The 26,273-nt window shown below is 63.8% G+C and carries 25 protein-coding genes and 1 tRNA gene; 15 read left to right on the top strand and 11 right to left on the bottom strand.

Features of this window, described 5'->3' with window-relative positions; all coding sequences use genetic code 11:
- Positions 1 to 73 precede the first annotated feature (73 nt).
- The 5 genes from serS (at position 74) to AC1RWL_RS20390 (ending at position 5,391) form a co-directional block, all read left to right on the top strand.
- Positions 74 to 1,357: a serine--tRNA ligase gene (gene serS, locus AC1RWL_RS20370; RefSeq protein ID WP_435265420.1), complete on the top strand. Its 1,284-nt coding sequence runs from the start codon at positions 74 to 76 to the stop codon at positions 1,355 to 1,357.
- 19 nt (positions 1,358 to 1,376) lie between these two features.
- Complete coding sequence (gene surE / locus AC1RWL_RS20375; protein WP_493096209.1) at positions 1,377 to 2,147, top strand: 5'/3'-nucleotidase SurE; 771 nt, start codon at positions 1,377 to 1,379, stop codon at positions 2,145 to 2,147.
- A complete protein-coding gene (locus AC1RWL_RS20380; RefSeq protein WP_319318981.1) occupies positions 2,144 to 2,800 on the top strand; it encodes a protein-L-isoaspartate(D-aspartate) O-methyltransferase in 657 nt (218 codons plus the stop codon). The genes surE and AC1RWL_RS20380 overlap by 4 nt, the downstream gene beginning before the upstream one ends.
- Positions 2,801 to 3,054: 254 nt before the next feature.
- Positions 3,055 to 3,681 (top strand): hypothetical protein, encoded by a 627-nt coding sequence (locus tag AC1RWL_RS20385; RefSeq protein ID WP_256116046.1) that lies wholly within the window; start codon positions 3,055 to 3,057, stop codon positions 3,679 to 3,681.
- A gap of 150 nt (positions 3,682 to 3,831) precedes the next feature.
- Complete coding sequence (locus AC1RWL_RS20390) at positions 3,832 to 5,391, top strand: peptidoglycan DD-metalloendopeptidase family protein (RefSeq protein ID WP_493096208.1); 1,560 nt, start codon at positions 3,832 to 3,834, stop codon at positions 5,389 to 5,391.
- 216 nt (positions 5,392 to 5,607) lie between these two features.
- Here the strand turns inward: AC1RWL_RS20390 and AC1RWL_RS20395 are convergent, their stop codons facing one another.
- Together AC1RWL_RS20395 and AC1RWL_RS20400 are read right to left on the bottom strand one after the other, a co-directional pair.
- On the bottom strand, positions 5,608 to 5,982 hold the full coding sequence (locus AC1RWL_RS20395) for a VOC family protein (protein ID WP_493096207.1): 375 nt from the start codon (positions 5,980 to 5,982) through the stop codon (positions 5,608 to 5,610).
- Between the two features lie 10 nt (positions 5,983 to 5,992).
- Complete coding sequence (locus AC1RWL_RS20400) at positions 5,993 to 6,862, bottom strand: ATP-binding protein (protein WP_435265425.1); 870 nt, start codon at positions 6,860 to 6,862, stop codon at positions 5,993 to 5,995.
- 183 nt (positions 6,863 to 7,045) lie between these two features.
- On the opposite strand from AC1RWL_RS20400, the gene yajC reads away from it, so the two are divergent.
- From yajC to AC1RWL_RS20425, 5 genes are all read left to right on the top strand, one after another.
- Complete coding sequence (yajC, locus tag AC1RWL_RS20405) at positions 7,046 to 7,381, top strand: preprotein translocase subunit YajC (RefSeq protein ID WP_256116042.1); 336 nt, start codon at positions 7,046 to 7,048, stop codon at positions 7,379 to 7,381.
- Between the two features lie 149 nt (positions 7,382 to 7,530).
- On the top strand, positions 7,531 to 10,038 hold the full coding sequence (gene secD, locus AC1RWL_RS20410; protein WP_493096206.1) for a protein translocase subunit SecD: 2,508 nt from the start codon (positions 7,531 to 7,533) through the stop codon (positions 10,036 to 10,038).
- Entirely contained in the window at positions 10,031 to 10,417 is a 387-nt protein-coding gene (locus tag AC1RWL_RS20415) for an Mth938-like domain-containing protein (protein WP_256116040.1), read from the top strand. Before secD ends, AC1RWL_RS20415 begins: the two co-directional genes overlap by 8 nt.
- Positions 10,418 to 10,439: 22 nt before the next feature.
- A complete protein-coding gene (locus AC1RWL_RS20420; RefSeq protein WP_493096205.1) occupies positions 10,440 to 11,294 on the top strand; it encodes a phytoene/squalene synthase family protein in 855 nt (284 codons plus the stop codon).
- A 78-nt stretch (positions 11,295 to 11,372) separates the two neighbouring features.
- Entirely contained in the window at positions 11,373 to 11,825 is a 453-nt protein-coding gene (locus AC1RWL_RS20425) for a hypothetical protein (protein WP_439628557.1), read from the top strand.
- Between the two features lies 1 nt (position 11,826).
- On the opposite strand, the gene trmFO is transcribed toward AC1RWL_RS20425, so the two are convergent.
- From trmFO to AC1RWL_RS20440, 3 genes are all read right to left on the bottom strand, one after another.
- Positions 11,827 to 13,236, bottom strand: a complete 1,410-nt coding sequence (trmFO, locus tag AC1RWL_RS20430; RefSeq protein WP_493096204.1) for a methylenetetrahydrofolate--tRNA-(uracil(54)-C(5))-methyltransferase (FADH(2)-oxidizing) TrmFO — start codon at positions 13,234 to 13,236, stop codon at positions 11,827 to 11,829.
- 146 nt (positions 13,237 to 13,382) lie between these two features.
- Entirely contained in the window at positions 13,383 to 13,526 is a 144-nt protein-coding gene (locus AC1RWL_RS20435; RefSeq protein ID WP_023511883.1) for a DUF1127 domain-containing protein, read from the bottom strand.
- A gap of 346 nt (positions 13,527 to 13,872) precedes the next feature.
- Positions 13,873 to 14,016 (bottom strand): DUF1127 domain-containing protein, encoded by a 144-nt coding sequence (locus AC1RWL_RS20440; RefSeq protein WP_256116034.1) that lies wholly within the window; start codon positions 14,014 to 14,016, stop codon positions 13,873 to 13,875.
- 1,097 nt (positions 14,017 to 15,113) lie between these two features.
- Here AC1RWL_RS20440 and AC1RWL_RS20445 point away from each other — a divergent pair.
- From AC1RWL_RS20445 to AC1RWL_RS20465, 5 genes are all read left to right on the top strand, one after another.
- Entirely contained in the window at positions 15,114 to 16,217 is a 1,104-nt protein-coding gene (locus AC1RWL_RS20445) for a DUF2157 domain-containing protein (RefSeq protein ID WP_493096203.1), read from the top strand.
- Between the two features lie 2 nt (positions 16,218 to 16,219).
- Entirely contained in the window at positions 16,220 to 16,810 is a 591-nt protein-coding gene (locus AC1RWL_RS20450) for a GDYXXLXY domain-containing protein (protein WP_493096202.1), read from the top strand.
- Positions 16,811 to 16,940: 130 nt separating this feature from the next.
- Positions 16,941 to 17,025: transfer RNA gene (locus AC1RWL_RS20455), tRNA-Leu, on the top strand.
- Positions 17,026 to 17,204: 179 nt separating this feature from the next.
- Positions 17,205 to 18,680, top strand: a complete 1,476-nt coding sequence (tig, locus tag AC1RWL_RS20460; RefSeq protein ID WP_435265431.1) for a trigger factor — start codon at positions 17,205 to 17,207, stop codon at positions 18,678 to 18,680.
- A gap of 224 nt (positions 18,681 to 18,904) precedes the next feature.
- A complete protein-coding gene (locus AC1RWL_RS20465; protein WP_493096201.1) occupies positions 18,905 to 19,552 on the top strand; it encodes a DUF2306 domain-containing protein in 648 nt (215 codons plus the stop codon).
- Here the strand turns inward: AC1RWL_RS20465 and AC1RWL_RS20470 are convergent.
- The 6 genes from AC1RWL_RS20470 to AC1RWL_RS20495 all read right to left on the bottom strand — a co-directional run bounded on the left by AC1RWL_RS20470 (position 19,539) and on the right by AC1RWL_RS20495 (position 26,162).
- Positions 19,539 to 20,342 carry an endonuclease/exonuclease/phosphatase family protein gene (locus AC1RWL_RS20470; protein ID WP_493096200.1) on the bottom strand — a complete coding sequence of 268 codons (804 nt, stop codon included), beginning with the start codon at positions 20,340 to 20,342 and terminating at the stop codon, positions 19,539 to 19,541. The two genes, AC1RWL_RS20465 and AC1RWL_RS20470, sit on opposite strands and share 14 nt — an antisense overlap.
- Positions 20,339 to 21,745 (bottom strand): Si-specific NAD(P)(+) transhydrogenase, encoded by a 1,407-nt coding sequence (gene sthA, locus AC1RWL_RS20475; protein ID WP_493096199.1) that lies wholly within the window; start codon positions 21,743 to 21,745, stop codon positions 20,339 to 20,341. Before sthA ends, AC1RWL_RS20470 begins: the two co-directional genes overlap by 4 nt.
- A 138-nt stretch (positions 21,746 to 21,883) precedes the next feature.
- The gene (gene radC / locus AC1RWL_RS20480; protein ID WP_493096198.1) at positions 21,884 to 22,714 is read right to left on the bottom strand and encodes a RadC family protein; all 831 of its coding nucleotides are present in this window, start codon (positions 22,712 to 22,714) and stop codon (positions 21,884 to 21,886) included.
- A gap of 7 nt (positions 22,715 to 22,721) precedes the next feature.
- Entirely contained in the window at positions 22,722 to 23,549 is an 828-nt protein-coding gene (map, locus tag AC1RWL_RS20485) for a type I methionyl aminopeptidase (RefSeq protein ID WP_256116025.1), read from the bottom strand.
- Positions 23,550 to 23,579: 30 nt separating this feature from the next.
- Positions 23,580 to 24,299, bottom strand: a complete 720-nt coding sequence (gene sfsA, locus AC1RWL_RS20490; protein WP_493096197.1) for a DNA/RNA nuclease SfsA — start codon at positions 24,297 to 24,299, stop codon at positions 23,580 to 23,582.
- Positions 24,300 to 24,305: 6 nt separating this feature from the next.
- Entirely contained in the window at positions 24,306 to 26,162 is a 1,857-nt protein-coding gene (locus tag AC1RWL_RS20495; protein ID WP_256116023.1) for a PHA/PHB synthase family protein, read from the bottom strand.
- Between the last annotated feature and the right edge of the window lie 111 nt (positions 26,163 to 26,273).

Consider the following 26,273-nt stretch of genomic DNA (forward strand, 5'->3'; position numbering starts at 1 on the left):
CTTTTCCCGCGGCATTGCCGCAGGTCGCTGCCGGGCGGGGTGAGCCTTCATCCAAAGAACGCCTGGAACGACAATGCTTGATATCAAATGGATCCGCGACAATGCCGACGCCTTCGACGCCGCCCTGGCGAAGCGCGGCGCAAGCCCCCTCGCAAAGGCGCTGATCGACCTCGACGAGAAGCGCCGCAGCGTCATCCAGAAGGCGCAGGACATGCAGTCGCGCCGCAACGCCGCCTCCAAGGAGATCGGCGCGGCGATGGCGCAGAAGAACGGCGAACTTGCCGACAAGCTGAAGGCCGAAGTCTCTGCCATCAAGGATCTGCTTCCCGCAGCGGAAGAGGAAGAGCGCCAGGTCACCGCCGAGCTTACCGACCAGCTCTCGCGCATTCCCAACATCCCGTTCGACGACGTGCCGGTCGGCAGCGACGAGACGGGTAATGTGGAAAAGCTGCAATGGGGAGCCAAGCCCGGCTGGAACCACAAGGCGCTGGAGCACTACGAAATCGGCGAGGCGCTCGGCTGGATGGATTTCGAGGCCGCGGCAAAGATCGCTGGCTCGCGCTTCACCGTGCTGAAGGGCCAGCTTGCCCGCCTGGAGCGTGCGCTTGGCCAATTCATGATCGACGTGCACACGGGTGAACACGGCTACACGGAGGTGCATGCGCCGCTGCTGGTGCGTGACGACGCCATGTACGGCACCGGTCAGCTTCCCAAGTTTGCCGAAGACCTGTTCCGTACGACCGACGGCCGCTGGCTGATCCCGACGGCGGAAGTCTCGCTGACCAACCTCGTGCGCGAGGAAATCCTCGACCAAGACAAGCTGCCGCTGCGCTTCACCGCGCTGACGCCGTGCTTCCGCTCGGAAGCGGGTTCGGCCGGCCGCGACACGCGCGGCATGCTGCGCCAGCACCAGTTCATGAAGTGCGAACTCGTCTCGATCACCGATGCGGACAGCTCGATCGACGAACACGAGCGCATGACGGCCTGCGCCGAAGAAATCCTCAAGCGCCTCGGCCTGCATTACCGCGTCATGACGCTGTGCACCGGCGACATGGGCTTTGGCGCCCGCAAGACCTACGATCTGGAAGTCTGGCTGCCGGGACAGGATACGTTCCGCGAGATCTCGTCCGTTTCGGTTTGCGGTGATTTCCAGGCGCGCCGCATGAATGCGCGCTATCGCGGCAAGGACGACAAGGCGACGAAGTTCGTGCACACGTTGAACGGCTCGGGCACGGCGGTCGGCCGCGCGCTGATCGCCGTCATGGAAAACTACCTGAACGAGGACGGCACCGTCACTGTGCCCGACGTCCTGCTGCCCTATATGGGCGGCCTGAAGAAGATCGAGAAGGCCGCCTGAGGCGGCGGGCGGAGACGAGATGCGCATCCTTCTGACCAATGACGACGGCATCCACGCCGAGGGTCTCGCCGCCCTCGAGCGCATCGCCCGGGAACTGACGGACGACGTCTGGGTCGTGGCGCCCGAGACCGACCAGAGCGGCCTTGCCCACTCGCTGACGCTCTCCGAGCCGCTGCGCCTGCGCAAGATCGACGACAAGCGCTACGCGCTGCGCGGCACGCCGACGGACTGCGTCATCATGGGCGTGCGCGAAGTTTTGGACGTCAAGCCGGACCTCGTTCTCTCCGGCGTCAATGCCGGCGCCAACATGGCCGACGACGTGACCTATTCGGGCACGATCGCCGGCGCCATCGAGGGCACGCTGCAGGGTATCAAGTCGATGGCGCTGAGCCAGGCCTACCACCATGCCAGCGGCCGCGTCGTGCCGTGGGAAGTGGCCGAAACCTTCGCGCCAAAACTCATCCGCCAGCTGATGGACGTCGAACTGCCGGACTGGACCTTCTTCAACCTGAACTTCCCCAACTGCACCCCCGCCGAACTCAATGGCGTCGAGGTGACGAGCCAGGGCAAGCTCGATTTCGGCCTCACGATCGACGAGCGCGCCGATGGCCGTGGCTTCCCCTATTACTGGCTGCGCTTCGGCGAGCGGAAGGGCGATTTCCGCGTCGGCACCGATATCCACGCGGTCAAGAACCACAAGATCTCGGTCACGCCGCTGAAACTCGACCTCACGGATTATACCGTGCTCGATCGCGTGCAGCGCGTGCTCAACGGCGAGGATGCGGATTGAACACGGGACGGGTGATCGAGAAGGAAGGTTTCGCCGCGCTCGCGTTGCGCCTGCGCGGGCAGGGCATCAATAATCTCGACCTCCTGACGGCCGTGGAGCAGACGCCGCGCACGCTCTTCGTGCCGCCGCAGTTTGCCGGCGAGGCCTATTCGCGCCGCGTCCTGCCGCTCGACTGCGGCTCCTTCATGGAGGGCATCGACCTTGCGGTGCGCGTGCTGCATCTGCTCAGCCTCAAGGCCGGCCAGCGCATCCTCGAAGTCGGCACCGGCAGCGGCTTCACCGCCGCCGTCATGGGCCGCCTGACGGAGCGCGTGCTGACGGTCGACCGCTACCGCACGCTCGCCACCAATGCACAGCAGTCCATCGAGAAAGCCGGCATCCGCAATGTCATCGTGCGCCAGGCCGATGGCAGCAACGGCATGCCGGGCGAGGGCACCTTCGACCGCATTCTCGTCACCGCCGCTTTCCAGGCGCTGCCGCGCTTCTTCGCCGAACAGCTCGTTTCCGGCGGCATGCTGATCGCCCCCGTCATGGTCAGCGACACCGAGTGCCGCATGCTGAAGCTGACCAAGACCGGCAGCCGCTTCGACCGCGAAGACCTCTTCGACGTGCCCTATCTGCCGATCGTGCCGCAGATGGCGCAGGCGCTCTAATCAAACTCTCATCCATCGCTTTTACGGCTTGGCAGGCATCCGCCTGCTGAGTCTCGTGGCGTTTTTCCCGGAAAATCAGGGCTTCCAGCGCATGCGCCTCGGCGCGCCGCACGGATTCACGTCGCGATTCCAGCGCGTTAACCTTTTGTTAACCAACGCAAGCTTCGCGCAAGCTTCGGGGCGTAGGCCGATAGCGAAGCAGAAGTTTCCACACAGGACGCCGGTTTTTTGAGGCCGTTCCGATGGAGAGGGAAATGTACGTCTCGAACAGGATCACCAGCAGTTCGACCAGCGACAGCCTCGCCTATCTCGCAGGCAAGGCTGCGGGCAAGGCTGTCGAGGAGAATGCCGAGGCCGGATCGACCGCGCATCTCGCCGGCGGCAGCTACGACCCGTCCTCCCATGTCGGCCTGACGGTCGATGCGCTGCTCGTGCTGAGCGTCGCCAGGGAAGAAACGACCTCCAGCCTGCCGGCACTGACCGCTGCCGAACGCGACAACCTCGACACATCAGAACTCGAAAAGCGCGAATATGCCGCCTTCGGTCATTTCCTGGAGAAGGACGACCGCAAGGCCTATTACCGCGCCTATGTCGAATATTTCGACAGCATGCCGGCGCAGGACCAGCGCAGCGCGCGTTATGCCGGAACACGCGAGCCGGCCGTCGCTGCACTGCAAGCCATCGCCTACAATGAAAGCGCCCTCGACATGACGGCGCCAGACGCCGCCCTCGAAAACGCCGCCGTCCTCGGCGAGCGGGCCACGCGCCGCGCGACGCCCATCTCGGCGATCTTCCAGCCGAGTGCTGCCGATGTCGAGAATGTCGCCCGCGTCAACGGCCGCATCTCGCGCGCCGACAGCATGTACGCGACGGGCTTCTGAGGCTTTTCACCCTCGTTTTGCCATGGTGCGGGGGCACCATGGTTATCAATTCATCAAAAACCTGTTGCGGATAGCCCGTCCTTAACCGTGCAGTAACTCTAACGCGCTTTAATCGGTCTACATCAAGTAGCGTACCGATTGGGTAGTCTCATGCGTAAGAGTGTATCGCCGAGTTTTGGTAGGACCGCGACCCGCCTCGTGGCCGCCGCCCTGCTGGCAAGCGTAGCGACCGGGTGCAGCTCGGACGTCTCCCGTTTTGGCGGCCTCTTCTCTTCCTCCGGCTCAGACAATATCACGACGAGTTCGGTCCCGCGCCGCACGCTGTTCGGCAACAATGTCGTGCCGCGCGGCTCGGTCGGCAACGGCCAGCAGGTCGTCGCAACCGACCAGATGGGCACCCGCGACCAGGCGCTGAACCAGGAATTCCCGGATCAGGGCACGGTCTCCTACGACCCGATCAACACATCCACCACCGGCGGCTCCGGCACGCGGCTCGCCACGACGCCGATGACCGTCCAGCGCGGCGAACTCAACGACCCGACCGCCGGCGCCCGCCAGGAAGCCGAACGCGACGTCGCGATGGCCCAGGAGCTTCCCGAGCGCAAGGTCAAGGAAGTCGACACGCTCACGACGTCAACCGTCAAGGGCAAGGCCGGCTGGTCGACGAAGAACGCACCGGTCGTCATGCTGCGCCAGGGCGAAAGCGTGAAGACGCTCGCCAACCGCTATGGTGTGCCGGAAAAGGAAATTCTCGCCGCCAACGGCCTGAAGCGCGCTGCGGATGCCGAGCCCGGCCAGAAGATCGTCATCCCGACCTTTAGCACGACGGCAAGTGCCGCCAAGGCCTCGACGGACCACACGCTGAAGGTCGGCGAAAAGCTGCCGACGCCGGAGCGCAAGGGCGAGCAGAACGTCGCCATCCTGCCCGGCACCTCCACGCGGGACAAGGTGAAGTCGGAAAGCGGCCAGACGAATTCCAAGGTCGCCGAGGCCGGCGAAGGCAAGGGCAAGGCCGGCTACGAAGTGCAGCCGGGCGACTCGCTTGCCAAGATCGCGCGCAGCAACGGCGTTTCCGTTGATGCGCTGAAGAAGGCGAACGGCCTTGAGACCGCGTCCATCCGCATCGGCCAGAAGCTGACGATACCGGCCGGCGGCGCGAGCGCCGAAACGACGACGGACAAGACGACGACGGCCTCGGTTTCGGTCAACAAGGAAAAGAAGGTCGAGACGACGGAAAAGAAGCCGGAAACCTACAAGGCACCGGTGAAGACCGTCTCCGTGACCGAAGCGACGGAAAAGTCGGACGTGACGGAAGATGCCCCCGAATCCACCGGCATCGGCAAATATCGCTGGCCGGTGCGAGGCGCGGTCATCGCCGGTTACGGCGCGAATGTCGAAGGCAACCGCAACGACGGCATCGACATCTCGGTTCCGGAAGGCACGCCGATCAAGGCCGCCGAAAACGGCGTGGTCATCTATGCCGGCAGCAGCCTGAAGGAACTCGGCAACGCGGTTCTCGTGCGCCACGATGACGGCACCGTCACGGTCTATGGCCATGCCGGCGACCTGAGCGTCCAGCGCGGCCAGAAGATCCAGCGCGGCCAGACGGTCGCCACGTCCGGCATGAGCGGCAACGCCACCCGCCCGAAGGTCCACTTCGAGGTGCGCAAGAACGCCACCCCGGTCAACCCGATGACCTTCCTGGAATAGGTTGGTCGTCCATAGGAAAAACAACAAGGCCCGGTTCGACCGGGCCTTGTTGTTTCTGATAAAGCCGCTCGACCTCTCCTCCGTCATGGTCGGGCCTGACCCGACCATCCATCCACGGCCACGCCGCGGATGTGGATCCTCGGCTCAGGGCCGAGGATGACGACAGAGGGTGGGGCGAGGTTTACCGATCAAAGCAAGGTGGTCCCGTCGCCTTGCTTATTTCACCTGCGGCTCGCCGATCTCGATTGCATGCCCGTCCGGATCGTAAAACCGGAACACACGCTGCCCCCAGGCCTGCCGTTCGACCGGGTGTATCAGCTCTACGTGCGGCGCGATGGCGGCGAACGCTGCATCGACATCTTCGTGCTCGAAATAGAGCAGCAGGTTCTTTCGCCCGTAGGGCTCTTCTTTGCTCGCTTCCTTTCCCCAGACCGTTTGCTCCAGCGCGCGTCCGTCGTGGATCGCAAAGCCGGTCTCGAAGAGCACGAAGGTCCCGAAATCCTCCAGAACCTTCAGGCCGAGCCTGTCGCGGTAGAAATCCCGGGAGCGACCGATATCACGGACGAAGGGGATCGGATTGACGAAGCGCATCGGCCGGCCGTCATTTCACCAGCGGCTTGCCGAGCCGGCCCGCGAGGTCCTGCACATATTGCCAGGCGACGCGGCCGGAGCGGGAGCCGCGCGTCGTCGCCCATTCGAGCGCTTCGGCGTGGAGCTGTTCCGCGGGCAGGTCGAGGTCGAAATGGCCGGCATAGCCGTCGATCATTTCGAGATATTCGGTCTGGCTGCACTTGTAGAAGCCGAGCCAGAGGCCGAAGCGGTCGGAGAGCGACACCTTTTCCTCGACGGCCTCGGAGGGATTGATCGCCGTCGACTGCTCGTTCTCCATCATGTCGCGCGGCAGGAGGTGCCGGCGGTTGGAGGTGGCATAGAGCAGCACATTGTCCGGCCGGCCTTCCACGCCGCCGTCCAGCGCCGCCTTCAGCGACTTGTAGGACGTGTCGTCATGGTCGAAGGAGAGGTCGTCGCAGAAGATGATGATCGGCGCGGGCGCGTCCTTCAGGATTTCCATCAGCGCAGGCAGCGTCGAAATATCCTCGCGGTGCACCTCGACGAGTTTCAGGCCGCTGCCGGTCTCCTTGGCCGCAAGCGCATGCACCGACTTCACCAGCGACGACTTGCCCATGCCGCGCGCGCCCCAGAGCAGCACGTTGTTGGCCGGCAGGCCGCGGGCGAATCGCACCGTGTTGTCGACGAGGATATCGCGCACATGGTCGACGCCGCGGATGAGCTCGATGTCGATGCGGTTCGGCCGCTTCACCGGCTGGAGGTGCTGGCGGGCCGGCGACCAGACGAAGACGTCGGCGGCGTTCCAGTCGTTGATGGCGGGCGCGGGGCCGGCGAGGCGTTCCAGCGCGGCATTGATACGGCCGATTTCGGCGAGCAAAAGCTTGACGTGGTCTTCCTGCAATTTCTCTCTCCTCATGCGTCCCTGCCGGGTAACATGGGGCGGCGGGTGGCGAAAAGGGGGAAAGCGCTTGAAAAGAGCCGGCTTCTCAGTCTCGTGTGTTGCATTCAAGGCCTGCTTGCCTATATTCCGGCAACCGAAATGGCCCCTCAGGCCGCACAAATTCAAGATTTCAAGGAGTAGCTGATGTTCATTACCGAGGCCTTCGCCCAGACGGCACCCGGCGGGGCAGCTGGCGGTGCAGACATTCTCATGTCGGTCCTGCCGTTTCTGCTGATCTTCGTGGTGATGTATTTCCTCATCATCCGCCCGCAGCGTGCCAACATGAAGCGTCGCGAAGAGCTTCTGAAGAACATCCGTCGCGGCGACCAGGTCGTCACCGGCGGTGGCATCGTCGGCAAGGTCACCAAGGTCGTCGACGACCACGAGCTTGAAGTCGAAATCGCCGAGGGCATGAAGGTGCGCGTCGTGCGCAGCGGCATCAGCGAAGTTCGCGTCAAGGGCGAACCCGTCAAGGAATAACTTGGCCTGCCGCCTGGCCGGGCAAAAACCCGGCCGGACGGCCCGACTGGTTTTCAGCCGGCGTCCGTGCCGGGTTGTTTTTGTTTTTACGCAATGCCAGCAGGACCGCGTTCCGCCCTTTTGCTGGAATTGCCGTAGGCGAGACCGCGATGCAGCAATCCGCCCGCTGGAAGACCGTTTCCCTCTGGCTCGTCCTCGTGGCGAGCCTTCTTGTCATTCTGCCCAGCCTTTTGCCCACGCGCACGGCCGCTCTTCTGCCGGGCTGGCTGACGATGCACCGCCTCGAGCCCGGCATCGACCTCACCGGCGGCTCCCGCCTCGTGCTGGAGGTTTCGCGCAGCGACATCGCCGCCGACCGGCTGCGCGCCGCCGTGGAAACGATCGGCAATGCGCTGCGCGCCGCGCGCGTTCCCTATAGCGACCTCAACGGCGCGGACGACACGATCGACGTGACCGTGACGGCCGCCGATCGCCTGGAAGCCGCCCGCACGACTCTCGCAGGTCTCGATCTCGGCACGCTCAGCGAGCCCGAAACCAACGTATTCCGCCTCGTCCTGTCGGCCGCAGCCATCGACGATTCCGTCCGGGCTGCCTCGCTCGGCGCCGTCGATGCGGTGCGCCGCCGCGTCGAGAGCCTCGATATTCCGACCCTTGTCGTCGGGCGCGGCGAGCATGACCGCATCGTCGTCGCCATGCCGGGCCTCACCAACCCGCAGCGCGTCAAGGACATGCTGGCGCAGGTCGGGCGGCTCACCGCGCGGCTGGTCGATGACAGCGTGCCGGTCAACACGGCGATCGAGGACGGCGCGCCGGCGGGCTCCGAAGTGCTCTACTCCACCGGCGAGCCGCCAGTCGGCTATCTTGTCCGGCAGGACGATCTCTTCACCGCGTCGGATGTCGCCTCCGCGCAGCCGGCCGCCAATGGCGAGCCCTTCATCGAATTCGTGCTGAGAGGCGAAGCGGCCGAGCGGCTGGCCGCCTTCACACGCGAAAACAGCGGCCGCACCATCGCCATCCTGCTCGACGGCCAGATCATCTCGACCTCGCGCATCCAGGGCGCCATTACGGATGGCGTCGGCCGGCTTTCCGGCGATTTCGACGCGGAGGGTGCGGGAAACCTCGCGCGCATCATCGCCAGCGGCCCGCTGCCCGCACCCCTCACCATCATCGAGGAGCGCTCGATCGAGCCGGCGCTCGGCACGACGTCGCGGGTCACGATGGCCGCCGCGCTCGTCGTCGCGGTCGGGGCCGTCGTCGCCTTCATGACCTTCTTCTATGGCGTTCTCGGGGTCATCGCCTCGCTGGCGCTGTTCTTCAACGTCATCCTCACCTTCGCCGTGCTGGCGTTGGTCGGCGCGCCGCTGTCTCTCTCCATGATCGCCGGCATTGTGCTGACCGTCGGCATCACGGTGGATGCCAGCGTGCTGATCTTCGAGCGTATCCGCGAGGAGGTGAAGGGCGGGCGCGAGCTCTCGCGCGCGGTGCTGGTCGGCTTCCGCCGGGCCCGCGCCACGGTGCTCGATGCCTCCATCACCATGTTCATCGCCATCGCGGTGCTCTTCCTGCTCTCGGCGGCGCCAGTGCGCGCCTTCGCGCTTGCCGTCGGCATCGGCCTTTTGGCAACGCTCATCACCACCTTCACGCTGACGCGCCGCCTTGTCAGCGCCTGGCTTAACCGCAGCCACGCGACGCACCTGCCGAAGGGCGTGCGCTCCGGCTTCTTCGACAGCCTCAATCTGCGCTTCATGGCGGTACGCAACGTCGTCTTCCTGCTGACGGCCGTGCTCTCGCTCTCCATCGCGGGCCTGCTGATTGCCGGAAAGCTCAAGCCCGGTATCGATTTCACCGGCGGCGCGGCGCTCGAAGTGCAGGCGAAGGCGGGCAATGCCGATCCCGACGATATCGCCGCGCGCCTGACGGATGCCGGCGTCGACGTGCTGAACGTCACCAAGCACCGCGATGCGCGCCACGCGCTGGTGCGGCTGACGTCGGCCGGCGAGGGCGAGAATGCCGAGCAGACCTCCGTGCTCATCGCCCGCGGCGAGCTCGAAGACGATTACGACTTCCGCCGCGTCGAGGTGGTCGGCCCGGCAATATCCGGCGAGCTGATCGACACCGCGACGCTCGGCTTCGTCGTCGGCCTCCTGGCGCTCGTCGCCTATATCTGGGTCCGCTTCGAGTGGCACTTCGCCATCGGCGCGATCATCGCGCTGGCGCATGACGTGTTTTTCACGCTCGGCTTCCTGGCGCTCGCCAAGATCGAGTTCAACATCACCGCCGTCGCAGCCCTCCTGACTGTCGCCGGCTATTCCTTGAACGACACCATGGTCGTCTATGACCGGATCCGCGAAAATCTTCGGAATTTCAAGCAGATGCCGCTGCCGATCCTGATCGACGACGCGATCAACCGCACGCTGTCGCGCACCGTGCTGACCTCGGCGACGACGCTGATCGCGCTTTCGGCGCTTGCGCTGTTCGGCGGCGAGGCGATCCGCACCTTCGCGCTGACGCTGCTCTTCGGGGTGGCGATCGGCACCATTTCCTCTATCTATATTGCCGGACCGATCCTCATCCTGTTCCGCCTGCAGCCGGAGCGCTACCGCCCGGGCAAGGGCGGTAAGGCTTCGGTTACGGAAGCGACGGAAAGCAATGGCTAAAGGCATCGAAATCCGCGAGGCGCACTTCCCCGGTCGTGCGCCGATCGACGCATATGGCAATGGCGGTTTCCGCTTTGCCGACATGTCGCATCGCGGCTCCATCCTCTGCCTGCCCTCCGGCATCCACGGCTGGGACAAGGAGGAGGGTGAGGCGCTGACGGTCGCCGACCTCCAGCGCGTGCTGGACGAGGCGGGCGATATCGAGGTGCTGCTCGTCGGCACCGGCAAGGACATCCGCCCGCTGCCGGCGGATATCAAGGCGGCGCTCAAGGAGCGCCGGATCAGCTCCGATCCGATGAGCACGGGGGCCGCCGTGCGCACGTTCAATGTCATGCTGGCGGAAAGCCGGGCGGTTGCCGCGGCGCTGATCGCGGTGTGACGCGGAAGGCGGTTTTTTCGACGTGACCGACAAGACGGACGCCCATTACGAGCACTGCCTGACGGTGCTTCGCGAGACCGATCGCGATCGCTATCTCGCCTGCCTGCTGGCGCCGGTGGAAAAGCGCGGCGCGCTTGCCGCGCTCTATGCCTTCAATGCCGAGATCGCCCGCGTGCGCGATGTGGTGCGCGAGGCGCTTCCCGGCGAAATCCGCCTGCAATGGTGGCGCGACCTGCTGGAGGGCGAGGCCGACGGCGACGCCATGGCCAATCCGCTCGCCGCCGGCCTGATGGCCTGCGTCAGGGAACACCGGTTGCCGATCGCCGTGCTGACGGACATGATCGAGGCGCGCATCTTCGACGTCTACAATGACCCGATGGAGAGCCGTGCGTCCTTCGAAGGCTATGCCGGCGAGACGGCTTCCGCGCTGATACAGCTTGCAAGCCTCATCCTCGATCCAGCTACCGCGCCGAAATCGGCGGATGCGGCGGGCCATGGCGGCGTGGCGCAGACGGTGGCCGGAACGCTCCTGCTGCTGCCGATCCACCGCCGCCGCGGGCAAGTCTATCTGCCGGCCGATCTCCTGGCCGCGACAGGCCTGACGCCGGAAGCGCTTCTCGGTGGCAGTGATGCCGCTGCGGCAACGCGCGCGGTGCAGGCATTCGTGGGTCTCGGCCGGGAGCATCTGGCCAAGGCACGGGCCGCAGGCGGTGTCTCACCGGCGAATCGCCCCGCCTTTTTGCCCGTCGCCCTCGTTCCGCATATATTGGACGCCGCCGAGAAGGCGGGCGCTGCGGTGTTGGAACGCTCCCCCCAGCCGGCGCAGTGGCGGCGGCAATGGTGGATGTGGCGGGCGATGCGGCGCGGGCCTTTCTAAAAAATTGATGGGACGCAAAACTGGCGCAAGCCTTGTCGGCTACAGCGTCAGGACGTTTTTCGCGGAGGAGTCGCGCCGATGCTCTGGACCATCACCATCGCCAGCCTGCTCTTGGCCGGCCTGGTCTTTCGTCAGATGTTTCGCCGGGAGGAGGAGCAGGAACTGGCGGGCGAGGATGCCGGCCTGGCGATCCTGGAATTCGGCCGGGCGTTTCCCGACGAGGCGATCCGCGAGATGATTACCACGGCCAACGGCCGCACGGTTTTCCTGCGGCTGCATGACGGCAAGGCCGGCTGCATGAATGCGCACGGCCACCACTATTCTTGCCACCTGATCGAACCTGGCACGGTGCGCGTCAACGGCGCCGGCCCGAAGCGCCTCGATGTCAAGTTCGCCAATGCCGCCTATGAGGGCGGCACCTTCGAGTTCCGCGACGAGCGGGACGCCGCGGAAGTCTCGCTGTGGCTGCTGGGCAGCTTCATGCCTGGTATCGCCAGCGTTGACCCGCAGGCCGCGGGCCAGCCGCACTAATTCACAGGCTTAACCAGCGCGCGCAGTCTTCCAGCGCGCGGGCGGCGGTCGCGTGCTTCTTGGCGATCGCCTTGTCCTTGCCGCGAAAGCGCTTCAGGCCTTCGGGCCTGGTCACCGCGCCCGGCTCCAGCGGCGGGAACAGGCCGAAATTGACGTTCATCGGCTGGAAGGAACGTTTTCCCAGCTCGTCGTCGGAAACGATGTGGCCACCGGTGATATGGTTCAGCAGCGCGCCGAAGGCGGTCGTTTCCGGCGGCAGCGAGGGCGTCTCGCCCAGCCGCTCGGCGGCGGCGAACCGGCCGGCGAGCAGGCCGATGCTGGCGCTTTCCACATATCCTTCGCAGCCGGTGATCTGGCCGGCGAAGCGCAGGCCCGGGCGGCCCTTCAGCGTCAGCGAGCGGTCGAGCAGCGTCGGCGAGTTGATGTAGGTGTTGCGGTGCAGGCCGCCGAGCCGGGCGAATTCCGCATTTTCGAGGCCGGGAATCAGGCGGAAGATCTCTGCCTGTGCGCCATATTTCAGCTTCGTCTGGAAGCCGACCATGTTGTAGAGCGTGCCGAGCGCATTGTCCTGGCGAAGCTGCACGACGGCATAGGCCTTGACGGTCGGGTTGTGCGCATTGGTGAGGCCCATCGGCTTCATCGGCCCGTGGCGCAGCGTCTCGCGGCCGCGCTCCGCCATCACCTCGATCGGCAGGCAGCCGTCGAAATAGGGCGTGCCTTCCCATTCCTTGAAGCCCGTCGTGTCGCCGGCGATCAGCGCGTCGATGAAGGCATTGTATTGCGCCTCGTCCATCGGGCAGTTGATATAGTCCTTGCCCGTGCCGCCGGGGCCGACCTTGTCATAGCGCGACTGGAACCAGCAGATATCCATGTCGATGCTCGCCGTGTGCACGATCGGCGCGATGGCATCGAAGAAGGCGAGCGAATCGGCGCCGGTGCGCGCCTGGATCGCTGCGGCGAGCGACGGCGCGGTCAGCGGGCCGGTCGCGATGATCGCCTGGTCCCATTCCTCCGGCGGCAGGCCGGTGACTTCTTCACGCGTGATGGTGATCAGCGGGTGGCTTTCGAGCGCGGCTGTGACGGCGACGGAAAAGCCGTCGCGATCGACCGCGAGCGCACCACCGGCCGGCACCTGGTTGGCATCGGCCGAGCGCATGATCAGCGAGCTGGCCAGCCGCATTTCGGCATGCAGCACGCCGACCGCATTGCTGGTCGCGTCGTCGGAGCGGAAGGAATTGGAACAGACGAGCTCGGCAAGGCCGTCCGTCTTGTGGGCATCCGTGCCGCGCACGCCGCGCATTTCATGCAGGATGACGGGCACGCCACGCTCGGCGATCTGCCAGGCGGCTTCGGAGCCGGCAAGACCGCCGCCGATGACGTGGATGGGGGCTGGGGAGGAGGTGTTGTTCATGGCCGGTTCGTTACCACGGCGGCGTGCGGCTTTCCATCACCCCGAAATCAAAAGCTTGAATCAAAAACGGCACCAGATGGTGCCGTTTGAAGCGTTCCTCGCGCGTCGCCTATTCCGGCCGCAGCGGCGGAAATTCGGCTGATGTCTTAGCGGAAGGAACGGGCTGCGATGTCGCGGATGTCGTAACGCGTCAGGCCGATGTCGGACAGCGTGTGGTTCGACAGGTTGCCGAGTTCGTTCATCGTGCGGCGGTAAGAAATCCAGTTCTTTGCAATGCGGATCGGGTTCATCGTCTTTGCTCCTCGAAGCGGTTGTCCGGGACGTCTGTCAACCGGTTTGTGATGCTTATATACGCGACACTCTTGTTAATGTGCAGTGCAAAGAAAATGCAGCTGCTATGCATTTGTGCAATAAGACGATCACGGATCGGGCAGTTGCGAACGGTGCGAGCAGAATAGGCAGAAAGTGCCGATATTCCAGGCGGATAGAGATTTTCAGCATTTTCGGAGAAGAAAAGCAGGCGTGTCGCAGACGATGAATCGCGACATTGTGCGCCGCAATAAGTCTCGCACAGCAAAACGCCCTCCGGCGGGAACCGGAGGGCGTTCGAAAAAGGACCGTTAACGGTCGTTCGGCTTAGTTGGAAGCCTTGCGAGCGATGTACGGGATATCGCTGCGGCCGATGCCGAGGTCACGGAGCTCGCGGTCCGACATGCGGCCGAGTTCGTTGACGGTCTGACGATACTTGCGCCAGTTGTTAAAAGAGCGTGCCAGGTTCATGTGATTACCCCTTTCTTGGGCTTCGTACTGGGCGGCCGCTCGTCTTTGGCGCCGCCCTGATCTGATGAAACGGAATATACGCTGCGCCGCCGAAAAGAACAGCGCTGTTCCAGCACGGCACCCATGCGTTTTACGCATGTCAAGCAGAAATTTTGGCAAAATTCTGGCCAAAATCCGGGCTTTCGGCCACAAAGGTTAAGGCCGGTATGCATCTCTGGTTGGGTGCAGTGCAAAAAGAAACGCCCGCCGGGGAGGAGATCCGGCGGGCGTTTCTGGTCTCGATCGGCAACCTGGGAGGAGGAGGGGTGCCGATCCTGTCGGGGACGTTGGGAGGAGGAGATCGTCGCCCGACCGATGAGAGGAATATAGGATGGCGCCGCCGTGTGAAAAAGAGCGCGATCGGAATGGCACCCGTGCGCCGCTTGCATGCGTTCGGCGCCAGGCGCGCGGGATTGCGCAAACTTTGCGCGGATCTACGCAGCGTCGAAGGATTTTGCCGGGAAAGGGAGGGTGCGCCATGCGTCTGGCGCAAATAATAACGCCCGCTGGGGGAGGAGATCCAGCGGGCGTCATTGAAGGTGACTGGCAACTGGGAGGAGGAGTGTTGCCAATCGTATCGAAGCGACGCTGGGAGGAGGAGTGCGTCGCCCCGAATTCCATGTCGATCCCCGTTTCCGGACATCGGGTCTTCAGGCATCATGCCAGGCGTTCGACCAATCCGCTCTTCCGGTCCTCTGTCGCCTTACGAAACGCGGCGCCTTGATTTCCGGGCCGGACCATCTCTGATCCGATGACTGAACTATAACCGCGCCCGTCGATTTTGTGCAGTGCAATATGGGCATGGATGATATGCGCCCGCTGCATGCCCGAAACCGCCGAGCCGATCGGCTCTTGAGGGCTAGAATTACCATGTATTTCTTTATTTCCCGTTAATCTTGGTGGTCATTGGTCCGCATTCAAGGGCGTAACTCGCGAAGATTTGCCCATTTTTCGAGTTTTCGCCCCGATTGCGAATTTCTCCGCAACCTATATCGTCCCTGTTGACAGAGCCGGAATCGGCGCGATCGAGTGGTATTTTTGGAACGGAGCAGGAACGCATGTACAGGGGCAGGCTGGAGCGCGACCTCAAACTCTGGGAGGTGCAGGGCCTGATCGACGCGCCAACCGTCGGGCGGCTGCTCAAGGAATACGATTCACGCCCCAGTTCCTTCAGCCTCGGCCGCGTGCTGATGATCATTGCGGCATTGCTGGTCGCTGCCGCAGTCCTGCTGCTGGTCGCCGCCAACTGGGATGCCATTCCGCGCCTCGTGCGGCTTGTCGGCATCGTCGGGCTAATCTGGGGCGCCTATCTGGCCGGCGCGGTGCTCATCACGCGCGGCGCGGAGCGGCTGGCCGCCGCCTTCCTGGTGTTCGGCACGCTCGCCTTCGGCGGCGCGATCGCGCTCGTCGGGCAGATGTACCATCTCTCCGGCGATACGTTCCAGGCGATGCTCGTCTGGTTCGTCGGCGCGGTCCTGGCGGCTGCGCTCTTCCGCTCGGGCGCCGTCACCGCCGTCGCGGGTTTCCTCGCCTTCGTCGTTTCCGGTGCGGACTGGACGCAATCCTACAGCGCCAACGAGACCGTGCTGCTCTGGCTGATGCCGCTGATGGCCGTCATCATCATCCTGCTGGTGCGGTATACCGGCGCCGCGCGGGTCCGCCATTTCGCCTATCTGCTGCTCGTCACCTGGCTCGCCTTTATCTATAGCGAATACGAGACGCCGACGACGGCCATCGCGATTGCCGCCTTCGGCGCGGTCGCCTATCTGCTGGCCGCCGTGCCGCAGTCGCCGCTCCATGCCTTTGCCCGCAGCGCCGGCGCCGCACCCGCCTTCTATTCCTACCTGGTGCTGATGGTCGGCCTTCTCGTGCTGCATGCCGAATTCGACAATGTGGCAGACCGGCTGTTCCTCGGCATCCTCACGCTCGTCGCCGCCATTGCCGGCATCGCGCTTTCGGGCAAGGAGAACGGGGCCGTGCGCTATCTCGGCTACGGTGCTTTCGCTGCCGAGACGCTCTATCTCGCCTCCGAAACGATCGGCTCGATCATCGGCACGTCCGGCTTCTTCCTCGTCTCCGGCCTGGTGGTGGCGCTGATCGCCTGGGGCGTGATCGCGCTGGAGCGACGGTTTTCCAAGGCTGAAACGAAGGTGGAGGCGTGAACATGACGATATCCAATTTCTTCCGCGTGCCCCCGCTTGCCGCCGCCATCGTCGCCGCGGCCCTCCAGACCGCGGTGCTCGGCTATATGGTCGAAAGCCGCGCCTCGATCCTGCGCAGCGGCGCCGACATTAAATTGAAGACACTGCCCGTCGATCCGCGCGACCTGCTGCGCGGCGACTATGTCATCCTGTCCTATCCGATCTCGACGATCGCGAAGGATATCGTGACGGGCGAGATACCGAAGGACAGCCAGCAGGTGCGCATGTCGGTGCGGCTGAAGCCCGGCGCGGACGGCCTGTGGACGGCGAGCGAGGCGAGTTTCGGCGACCTGGCGCCGGCGGAAGGCAGCGTCGTGCTGCGCACGCTGCCCTTCGAATATTATTCGTCGGTGGACAATGTCCTGCCGGAGAACATCTTCGTTAGCTACGGCATCGAGCGCTATTATGTGCCGGAAGGCGAGGGCAAGGTGCTGGAGGATGCCCGCAACCAGGAGGAACTGGAGGTGGAGGCGCGCGTCTCGAAGGAGGGCACGCCGCAGATCGCCCGGCTCATCCTGAAGGGCGAGCCGATTTATGACGAACCGCTCTATTGACGAGAACGGGCTGGATCGCGCCGCCCGCATTTTTCCTTTGATCCGCCGGAAACGGGTGATATAGAGACGCCGCGCTCGGAGGGCGCCACGGCAGCGGCCATGCCGCCCGTGGCACTGCAGTATCTGAGACGCGGGTATGGTGAAATTGGTAGACACGCCAGATTTAGGTTCTGGTGCCGCAAGGCGTGGGAGTTCAAGTCTCTCTACCCGCACCAGAGCCACGAACCGTGGAAATGGAGGTTTCCGCGGGGTGTGGACATTTGAGAGCGCCATTTTGCTTGCCAAAAGGCCACGGAATTCAGTAAAGCCACCGCTGGCAAATGGACCGGCGGGGTGCTCGCCATAACCGGCAGGCCGGTTTGAGCACCGCCAACTCGAAATTGAAGGTTTGAACATGCAGGTTATCGAAACGCTCGCTGAAGGGCTGAAGCGCGAAATCAAGGTCGTTATCCCGGCCAAGGACATGGAAGCTCAGATGAACGAGCGTCTTGAAGACGCCAAGGGCCGTGTCCGCATCAACGGCTTCCGTCCGGGCAAGGTCCCCTTCGCCCATCTCAAGAAAATGTACGGCAAGTCGATCATGGCTGAGCTCGTCAACGAGATCATCCGCGACCGTCCGTCGGCGATCCTTTCCGAGCGTGGCGAAAAGTCGGCGACCCAGCCGGAAATCGTGATGACCGAAGACCAGGCCGAAGCGGAAAAGATCCTTGCCGCCGAAGCCGATTTCGAATTCACCCTGTCCTACGAAGTCATCCCGGCGATCACGCTGAAGGACGCTTCCGGCATCGCCGTCACGCGCGAAGTCGTTGAAGTCGACGCTGCCGAGGTCGACGAGCAGATCCTGAAGATCGCCGAAAGCGCGCGTTCCTACGAAACCAAGAAGGGCAAGGCCGCCGACGGCGACCGCGTCACGATCGATTACCTCGGCAAGGTCGATGGCGAAGCCTTCGACGGCGGCAAGGACGAAGACGCGGAACTCGTCATCGGCTCCAACCGCTTCATCCCGGGTTTCGAAGAGCAGCTCATCGGCCTGAAGGCTGGCGACGAGAAGGTCATCACCGTTACCTTCCCGGCCGATTACCCGGCTGAAAACCTCGCCGGCAAGGAAGCCACCTTCGACATCAACGTCAAGGAAGTCGCTGCCGCCGCCGACGTCGAAATCAACGACGACCTCGCCAAGAAGCTCGGCCTCGAATCGGCCGACAAGCTGCGCGAAATCGTCCGCGGCCAGATCGAAAGCCAGTACGGCTCGGTCACCCGCCAGAAGGTCAAGCGTCAGATCCTCGACCAGCTCGACGAGATGTACAAGTTCGATTCGCCGGAACGCCTGGTCGACGCCGAATTCGAAAACATCTGGCGCCAGATCAACACGGACCTCCAGCAGTCCGGCAAGACGTTCGCTGACGAAGACACGACGGAAGAAGCCGCTCGCGAAGAATACCGCAAGCTTGCCGAACGCCGCGTCCGCCTCGGCCTCGTTCTCTCGGAAATCGGCGAAAAGGCCGGCGTCCAGGTGACCGACGAAGAGATGCAGCAGTCGCTTTATCAGCAGCTCCGCCAGTTCCCGGGCCAGGAAAAGCAGATCCTCGAATACTTCCAGAAGACCCCGGGTGCCGCCGCCTCGCTGCGCGCGCCGATCTTCGAAGAAAAGGTCGTCGATCACCTGCTCAGCGAGATCAAGGTGACGGACAAGGCCGTGTCCAAGGACGAGCTGATGGCTGAAGACGAAGAGGGTTCCGAAAAGGAAACCAAGAAGGCCGCGCCGAAGAAGAAGGCTGCCGCCAAGGCCGAAGCAACGGACGGCGAAGAAGCCGCTCCGAAGAAGAAGGCCCCGGCCAAGAAGAAGGCCGCTGAAGGCGACGCCGAGTAATCGGATCGACCCCATTGAATACGAAGAGGCCGCCCGTTGGGCGGCCTTTTTGCGTTTGGACAGAATGCTTCCGCGTAGACCGGGCAGCCACACGCGGCCTCCGCAACAAAGCGCAGCACAACGAAACCCGCCAATACGCTCGATTATGCCAGTGATGACCGTGTCGAAAACGCGTTCGCCGCCTGCTGTGCAAATAGCGCGGCCGCAATGCCGGAGTGTGCTGCATGTTGAAATCAACTGTCGCCATCAGCAGGTTCGTCCTGCTTTGGATTCTTTGTCCCGTGGTGGCCATTGCCTCCTTTCGCTTTCTCCTCGGAGGCGTCGAGGTGACGATGGCCGACTTCGTCTATCACGCCAACCTGCGGCCGCTCGCATTCTATGCCCATATCGTGCTGGCGTCGGTCGCGCTTGCTCTCGTGCCCGTGCAACTATGGCCGGCGTTGCGGCAACGCCGCATCACCCTTCACCGAACGCTCGGGAGGGTATATGCGATTTCAATTCTCGCCTCCGGAGCGGGTGGCTTCGTTCTGGCGGTGGGCACCGAATCGGGCGCTGTTGCAGCCTCTGGCTTTGCTTGCCTAGCCATTGCCTGGGTTGGCACGACGGTCTACGGCGTCGTTCTTGCGATGACGGGAGATCTGGCCGCGCATCGCCGCTGGATGATCCGCTCCGCCGCGCTGACAATGGCTGCTGTGACACTTCGCATCTACCTCGGGCTCTCCGTCGTGGCCGGCCTGTCCTACGACGAGGTGGCCGGCGCGCTGGCGTGGGGATGCTGGATACCCAATCTTCTTCTTGCTGAATTCCTCGTGCGCCGGAACAGATCAGGGCAGCAGCGGGCAAGCCTCCGACCTGCCGTCAGCCGAAGGTGAGAAGCAGCGCCCGATGATCGGAAACTTCGGGCGTTTCCACGACCGTGAACTCCGCGACCGGCACTTCCGCGTTTACCAGCATGTAGTCCGCATAGCGGCCGGGCTTCTTGTAGAGCGAGGTTCGCGTGTCGGTGAAGCCGCGGGTCGTGACGAGGTCGGTGAGGCCGAGCTGTTCGAGTGTCTTGAAGGTGCGGCTGTCGGGCAGCAGGTTGAGGTCGCCGCAGAGCACGAGGCCTTCGTCCTTGCGATGCAGGCGCTCGATGAGCGCGACGAGGGCGTCGGCCTGCGCATCGCGGACGGGAGAATCGCCCTTGCCGTCTTCCGTCCGCAGGCCGTGGAGTTGCACGACGGACAACGCGCGATCGGCCGCGTAGTCGTAGAGGCGGAAGGCGTGGGCGTTGCGGGCGCGAGGATGGGCGCCGAAACCGTGCGGGGAAAACGCGCCGTGCACGAAATCGAGCGCCTGGCCGATGACGGCGATGTCCTGCCGGATGAAGGTGGCGAGGCCGAATTCCTGCCAGCAGGCCTGGCCGCCGTCCAGAAGTTCGCCGCGCATGGCCGGCGCGAAGAAGCCGTCATGGGCGGAAAGGGCGGTGTCGATGTCCCGGTAGAGATTGGCGCGCTGCTGGAGTTCCACCACGCCGTCGCGATAGGTGAGCCAGTCCGACCGCGCGGCGACGGCCCGCGGCACCTCCTGCAGGCAATAGACGTCGGCATCGACGGCTACGAGATAGTCGATGAGCGGCGCGTGCAGCATACCGCCCCAGACGTTCAGCGACAGGATCTTCATGCCGTCTGCGACAGGTCGCCCATGCGGTTCCAGGCGTCAAGGCCGGCGATCTTGTAGGCTTCGGCGAGCGTCGGGTAGTTGAAGGTGTTTTCGACGAAATATTCGACGGTGCCCTTCAGGTTCAGCACGGCCTGGCCGATATGGACGAGTTCCGTGGCGCCTTCGCCGACGATGTGCACACCGAGCAGGCGGCGGGTCTTCAGCGAGAAGATCATCTTCAGCAGGCCGGAATTGAGGCCCATGATATGGCCGCGCGAGGTCTCGCGGAACCGCGCCATACCGCATTCATAGGGGATGCCACGTTCCTTGACCTCTTCCTCGGTGAGGCCGCAGGTCGAGATTTCCGGCACGGCATAGATGCCGTAGGGGAAATATTTCGGCGGCTCCTTGGCGATCGCGCCAACGGCGACGCGGGCGGCGATGCGGCCCTGTTCCATCGAGGTCGAGGCAAGCGCCGGGAAGCCGACGACATCGCCGGCGGCGAAGATATGCGGCACTTCGGTCTGGAACGTCTCCGGATTGACGCTGAGGCGGCCGCGCGAATCGGCGGTGAGGCCGGCTGCAGCAAGGTTGAGGCTGTCCGTCGCGCCGACGCGGCCGGCGGCATAGAGCACCATGTCGCAGGTGACGTGGCGGCCGTTGTCCAGCGTGATCTCGCACTTGCCGTTTTCGAGCTTCTCCACCTTGTCGGCCTTCTGGCCGAGGATCAGCTTCATGTTGCGGTCGCGCAGATCATGGGTGAACTCCTCGATAATTTCCTTGTCGATGAAATCGAGGATCGTCGCCTTGGGATCGATAACCGTTACCTGCGTGTCGAGCGCGCTGAAGATCGTGGCATATTCGATGCCGATAACGCCGGCCCCGATGACGGCCATGGAGCGCGGCAGGCTCTGGATGTCGAGCAGCTCGTCGCTGTCGAGCACGCTGACGCCGTCGAACGGAATGCTGCTCGGGCGATAGGGCTTGGTGCCGACCGCAAGCATGATGCCGGCGCCCTTCACATGCACGGTCTCGCCGTCGTCCTTGGCGATTTCCATCGTATCGGGCGTGACGAACTTCGCCTTGCCGCGGATGTGCTGCACGCGGTTGCGCGCGAACTGGTGCTCCAGCACGTCGACCTCGTGGTCGAGCGTGATGAGCAGGCGGCGCCGCAGGTCGTCGGCGCTGATTTCCTGTTTCACGCGATAGGAGCGGCCGTAAAAGCCGCGCTCGCGCCAGCCGGAGAGGTTCAGCGCGGTCTCGCGCAGCGTCTTCGACGGGATCGTGCCGGTGTGCACGGAAACACCGCCGACGCGCTTGCCCTGTTCGATGACGAGAACCTTGCGCCCGAGCTTGGCGGCCTGGATGGCGCCACGGCGGCCTGCGGGGCCGCTGCCCACGACGACGAGATCGAATTCCTGCATGTGAGGGTGCCCCAGTCTTTTGCGGGAAGAATCATATTGCGTTGCAGCAATTGTCTTCGCCTCGCATTTTTACGTCAACCGAATGTGACAGCGAACCGTTTCAATCGGATGAAAGCCGGTTCACCCGATTTTGGGATTTCACATAAGTCTCAGTCCCTTGAGACTGGCATGCCCATCCTTGCCGATGATGATGTGGTCATGCACCGTGATACCAAGCGGGCGCGCCGTTTCCACGATCGTCTTCGTCATGTCGATGTCCGCCCGCGACGGGGTCGGGTCACCGGAGGGGTGGTTATGGACCAAAATAATCGCCGTCGACGACAGTTCGAGCGCCCGGCGCACCACCTCGCGCGGATAGACCGGCGTATGGTCGACCGTGCCGTGCCCCTGCACCTCGTCGGCGATCAGCGTGTTGCGCTTGTCGAGGAAGAGGATGCGGAACTGTTCGCGCGGCTCGTGCGCCATGGCGGCGTGGCAATATTGGATGACGGAGGACCAGGAGGCGAGCACGGTCTTGTTGCGGATCTCGCTTTTCAGCGTGCGCTGTGCGACGGCGGAAATGAGCTTGAGGTCGAGTGCCACTGCCTCGCCGATGCCCTTCACCTCCTGCAATAGCGCGGGCGTGGCGCCGAATACGCCGGAAAGCGTGCCGAAGCGGTCGAGTAGCGCCTTCGCCACCGGCTTTGTGTCGCGCCGGGGAATGAGGCGGAACAGCAGAAGTTCAAGGATTTCGTAGTCCGCAAGCGCGCCGTCGCCACTGTCGCGGAAGCGCAGGCGCAGCCTCTCGCGGTGGCCGTGATAGTGTTTTTCCTCAACAGCCGGGATCGCCTTGGCGTTCGTCGTGCGGGCAGGGCGCTCATAGAAATGACCGCGCTCGTCTATCGGGTCGAAAAGATCGTCGGCGGTCGCGGGCTCGTCCACCGTCGTGGTGGAGGATGCCGTGTCCTTTCGTCCGCGCGATCCTGCCATGGGCGACCTATGCCGGAAGGCCGGGGCGGTCGAGGCCGCCGGGCGAAAGCGTAAAGATCTCGCAGCCGTCCGCCGTCACGCCGACGGTGTGCTCGTATTGGGCGGAGAGCGAGCGGTCGCGCGTGACCGCCGTCCAGCCGTCGGACAGCACTTTCACATGCGGGCGGCCGAGATTGATCATCGGCTCGATGGTGAAGATCATGCCCTCCTTCATTTCCGGCCCCTCATTGGCGCGGCCGTAATGCAGGATGTTCGGCGCATCGTGGAAAAGCCGGCCGACGCCGTGGCCGCAGAAATCGCGCACGACGGAGCAGCGCTCGACTTCCGCATAGATCTGGATCGCCTCACCGATGGCGCCGGTGCGCGCGCCCGGCTTCACGGCGGCGATGCCGCGCATCAGGCATTCATGGGTGACTTCCAGGAGCCGTTCGGCGGCGCGCTTGATCTCGCCGACCGGATACATGCGGCTCGAATCGCCATGCCAGCCGTCCAGGATGAAGGTGACGTCGATATTGACGACATCGCCTTCGCGCAACGGCTTGTCGTTCGGAATACCGTGACAGACGACGTGGTTGATCGAGGTACAGCTCGACTTGGTATAACCGCGATAGTTCAGCGTTGCCGGAAGCGCGCCGTGATCCATGCCGAATTCGAACACGAAACGGTCGATGACATCGGTGGCGACACCCGGCTTCACCAGCGGATAGAGCTCGTCCAGGCAGCGCGCGGTGAGCTGGCAGGCCTTGCGCATGCCGGCGAAGGCCTCCGCGTCGTAGAGGCGGATCACGCCCGTGTTCTTCAGCGGCGCGGAGGTCGCGTCGATATAGGTCACCATGGTCGAACTTTCGCTAATCTTTAGAGACCGTCATAAATCAGCGACACCGGGTTCGTCCATCGCGATCGCTGCGACAGGATGGATTTGCTGGGATGTAACCGCGCATTTGACCGCATAGGCCTCGACGCCGCGCGCGATCGCCCGCCGGAAGCCCGTCGCATAGGCCGGATCGAGGTCCGCGCAGATGCGGAAGCGCGAACAATCCTCGCGCTGGATGAGATAGAGCATGACGGCGCGAAAACCGGCTTCCGCCATGTCGCCGAGCTCTTCGAGATGTTTCGCACCGCGCTCCGTCACTGTATCGGGGAATTCCGAAAGGCCGGGCGTGCGGCGGAAATGCACGTTCTTCACCTCGACATAGGCCGACGGGCGGCCGTCCCCGGAGAGCAGGATGTCGATGCGCGAATTACGGCCGTATTTCCTCTCGCGCTCAAGAACCGGATAGGTGCCGAGATCGGCGACGAGGCCGGCGCGGATCGCTTCTTCGGCGAGGCGGTTCGGCAGGCCGGTATTGATGCCGACGATCGTGTCGTCCGCTTCCACCAGTTCCAGCCGATGCCGGTGTTTTCGCGTCGGGCTGTCGCTCAGCGACATCCAGATGCGCGAGCCCGGTGCGGTGAGGCCGCGCATCGAGCCGGTATTGGGGCAGGAGCCGGTGATCGCCGATCCGTCGTCGAGGATGGCGTCGAACAGGAAGCGCTTGTAGCGCTGCACGAGGGTGCCGGAGACGAGCGGCGGGTCGAATTTCATGTCGCGTCAGGCACGCACGCGCACATAGGAGCCGGGGGCTTCCTCGATGGAGTTCATCGCGCCGCCGGTCTTGCGGGCCGGCACCATGCGGTCGTCCTCGGCCTTGATCCAGGCATGCCAGTGCGGCCACCAGGACCCGGCCGTCTCGTTTGCCTTCTCGACCCATTCCTCGAAGGCACCCTTCACCGGGCCACCGGTCCAGAATTGATATTTCATCTTGTCCGGCGGATTGACAACGCCGGCAATATGGCCCGAGCCCGCCATGACATAGGTGACCTTGCCGCCGAAGAACTGGCTGCCGACGAAGACCGACTTCGCCGGCGCAATGTGGTCCTCCTTGGTCGCGAGATTGTAGATTGGGATCTTGACGTCCTTCAGCGACAGCGTCTTGCCGGCGAGCACCATCTTGCCCTTTGTGAGGGTATTGTTCAGATAACAATTCCTGAGGTAAAACGAATGGTTGGCGGCAGGCATTCGCGTGGAATCTGAATTCCAGTACAGGAGGTCGAAGGGCATGGGATCCTGGCCCTTCAGGTAATTGTTGACGAAATAGGGCCAGATCAGCTCGGAGGCGCGCAGCATGTTGAAGGCGGTCGCCATCTTCGAGCCGTCGAGATAGCCGGTCGCCTTCATGCCGCGTTCCATGAGGTCGATCTGCTCCTCGTCGGCAAAGACCTTGAGGTCGCCGGCATGGGTGAAATCGACCTGCGTGGTGAAGAGCGTCGCGGTGCGGATGCGCTTGTCGCCCTCCTGCCCGTGCAGCGCCAGCGTCGCAGCCAGAAGCGTGCCGCCGACGCAGTAGCCGATGGCGTTGACCTCTTCCTCGCCGGTCGCCTGCTTGATCGTGTCGAGCGCGAAGCCGATGCCCTCGCGCGCATAGGCCTCCCAGTCCTTGGCGGCGTGGCGTTCGTCCGGGTTCACCCAGGAGATGACGAAGACCGTATGGCCCTGGTCGACGGCCCATTTGATGAAGGATTTCGCCGGGTTGAGGTCGAGGATGTAGAACTTGTTGATCCACGGCGGGCAGATGAGGAGAGGGCGCTTCAGCACCGTCTCCGTCGTCGCGTCATACTGGATGACCTGGCAGACATCGCTCTGCGCCAGGACCTTGCCGGGCGTCAGCGCCATGTTCTCGCCGATGGCGAACTTGCTCGTGTCGGTCTGGCGCAGCTTCAGGTCGCCCCGGCCGGCGGCGATGTCCTCCGCCAGCATCTTCATGCCGCGCACGAGGTTGGCGCCATTGGAGGCAACGGTCTCGCGATAGAGCTGCGGATTGGTGGTGACGAAATTGCTGGGTGAGATCGCGCTGGCGATCTGCTTCACATAGAAGCCCGCCTTGTGGCGCGTGTGCTCGTCGAGACCCTCGGCGTCCGCGACCAGCTTTTCCGCCCAGTCGGAGGTCACGAAATAGGCCTGGCGCAGGAAATCGAAGAAGGGGTTCTTCACCCAGTCCTCGTCGCTGAAACGCTTGTCCTTGCTGTGCGGATCGGGCGTGGCGTCCGGCTCTTCGCCGGAAAGACGGCTCAGCGTGCGCGACCAGATGTTGAAGTAGCTGCCGAGCAGCATGGTCTGCGCTTCCAGCGTGCGGCGCGGGTCCGTCAGCCAGTATTCCGAGACTTTGGAGAGGGTTTTCACCATGTCAACCATCGGCTCGGAGACGGTGTCGACCTTCTCGCCGCTTTCGCGCGGCGCCAGCCAGGCCGACGCCGCCTTGCCGAGCTGCTCGACGGTGCGGGCGAGGTTGACCGTCAGCGCCTCGGGGTCCTTCACGACATAGGGTTCGATCGCGGCGGGGTCGAAGGGCTGAAAACCGGGCTTGTTTCCGGCTGCATCGCGGTCGTTCGCTTTGCTGTCCTCGGCCATCGTTCCCTCCCGATTTTATTGTTACTTTTGTATTTTTACATTCTCTGCGAAACAGATTACAAGGGCCTGACAGCCTTTCACGGAAAGATACGGAACCGGTCGTTTCGACAG

It is taken from the genome of Shinella sp. GW821-FHT10F02, from assembly GCF_058809275.1.

Coding starts and splice junctions, on each gene's coding strand:
- AC1RWL_RS20425 (WP_439628557.1), top strand. CDS start 11,373: ATGCTCTGGACCATCACCATCGCCAGCCTGCTCTTGGCCGGCCTGGTC.
- AC1RWL_RS20445 (WP_493096203.1), top strand. CDS start 15,114: ATGTACAGGGGCAGGCTGGAGCGCGACCTCAAACTCTGGGAGGTGCAG.
- tig (WP_435265431.1), top strand. CDS start 17,205: ATGCAGGTTATCGAAACGCTCGCTGAAGGGCTGAAGCGCGAAATCAAG.
- secD (WP_493096206.1), top strand. CDS start 7,531: ATGCAGCAATCCGCCCGCTGGAAGACCGTTTCCCTCTGGCTCGTCCTC.
- AC1RWL_RS20440 (WP_256116034.1), bottom strand. CDS start 14,016: ATGAACCTGGCACGCTCTTTTAACAACTGGCGCAAGTATCGTCAGACC.
- AC1RWL_RS20390 (WP_493096208.1), top strand. CDS start 3,832: ATGCGTAAGAGTGTATCGCCGAGTTTTGGTAGGACCGCGACCCGCCTC.
- AC1RWL_RS20385 (WP_256116046.1), top strand. CDS start 3,055: ATGTACGTCTCGAACAGGATCACCAGCAGTTCGACCAGCGACAGCCTC.
- sthA (WP_493096199.1), bottom strand. CDS start 21,745: ATGCAGGAATTCGATCTCGTCGTCGTGGGCAGCGGCCCCGCAGGCCGC.
- AC1RWL_RS20395 (WP_493096207.1), bottom strand. CDS start 5,982: ATGCGCTTCGTCAATCCGATCCCCTTCGTCCGTGATATCGGTCGCTCC.
- AC1RWL_RS20415 (WP_256116040.1), top strand. CDS start 10,031: ATGGCTAAAGGCATCGAAATCCGCGAGGCGCACTTCCCCGGTCGTGCG.
- AC1RWL_RS20495 (WP_256116023.1), bottom strand. CDS start 26,162: ATGGCCGAGGACAGCAAAGCGAACGACCGCGATGCAGCCGGAAACAAG.
- AC1RWL_RS20450 (WP_493096202.1), top strand. CDS start 16,220: ATGACGATATCCAATTTCTTCCGCGTGCCCCCGCTTGCCGCCGCCATC.
- serS (WP_435265420.1), top strand. CDS start 74: ATGCTTGATATCAAATGGATCCGCGACAATGCCGACGCCTTCGACGCC.
- AC1RWL_RS20435 (WP_023511883.1), bottom strand. CDS start 13,526: ATGAACCCGATCCGCATTGCAAAGAACTGGATTTCTTACCGCCGCACG.
- yajC (WP_256116042.1), top strand. CDS start 7,046: ATGTTCATTACCGAGGCCTTCGCCCAGACGGCACCCGGCGGGGCAGCT.
- sfsA (WP_493096197.1), bottom strand. CDS start 24,299: ATGAAATTCGACCCGCCGCTCGTCTCCGGCACCCTCGTGCAGCGCTAC.
- trmFO (WP_493096204.1), bottom strand. CDS start 13,236: ATGAACAACACCTCCTCCCCAGCCCCCATCCACGTCATCGGCGGCGGT.
- AC1RWL_RS20470 (WP_493096200.1), bottom strand. CDS start 20,342: ATGAAGATCCTGTCGCTGAACGTCTGGGGCGGTATGCTGCACGCGCCG.
- surE (WP_493096209.1), top strand. CDS start 1,377: ATGCGCATCCTTCTGACCAATGACGACGGCATCCACGCCGAGGGTCTC.
- radC (WP_493096198.1), bottom strand. CDS start 22,714: ATGGCAGGATCGCGCGGACGAAAGGACACGGCATCCTCCACCACGACG.
- AC1RWL_RS20465 (WP_493096201.1), top strand. CDS start 18,905: ATGTTGAAATCAACTGTCGCCATCAGCAGGTTCGTCCTGCTTTGGATT.
- map (WP_256116025.1), bottom strand. CDS start 23,549: ATGGTGACCTATATCGACGCGACCTCCGCGCCGCTGAAGAACACGGGC.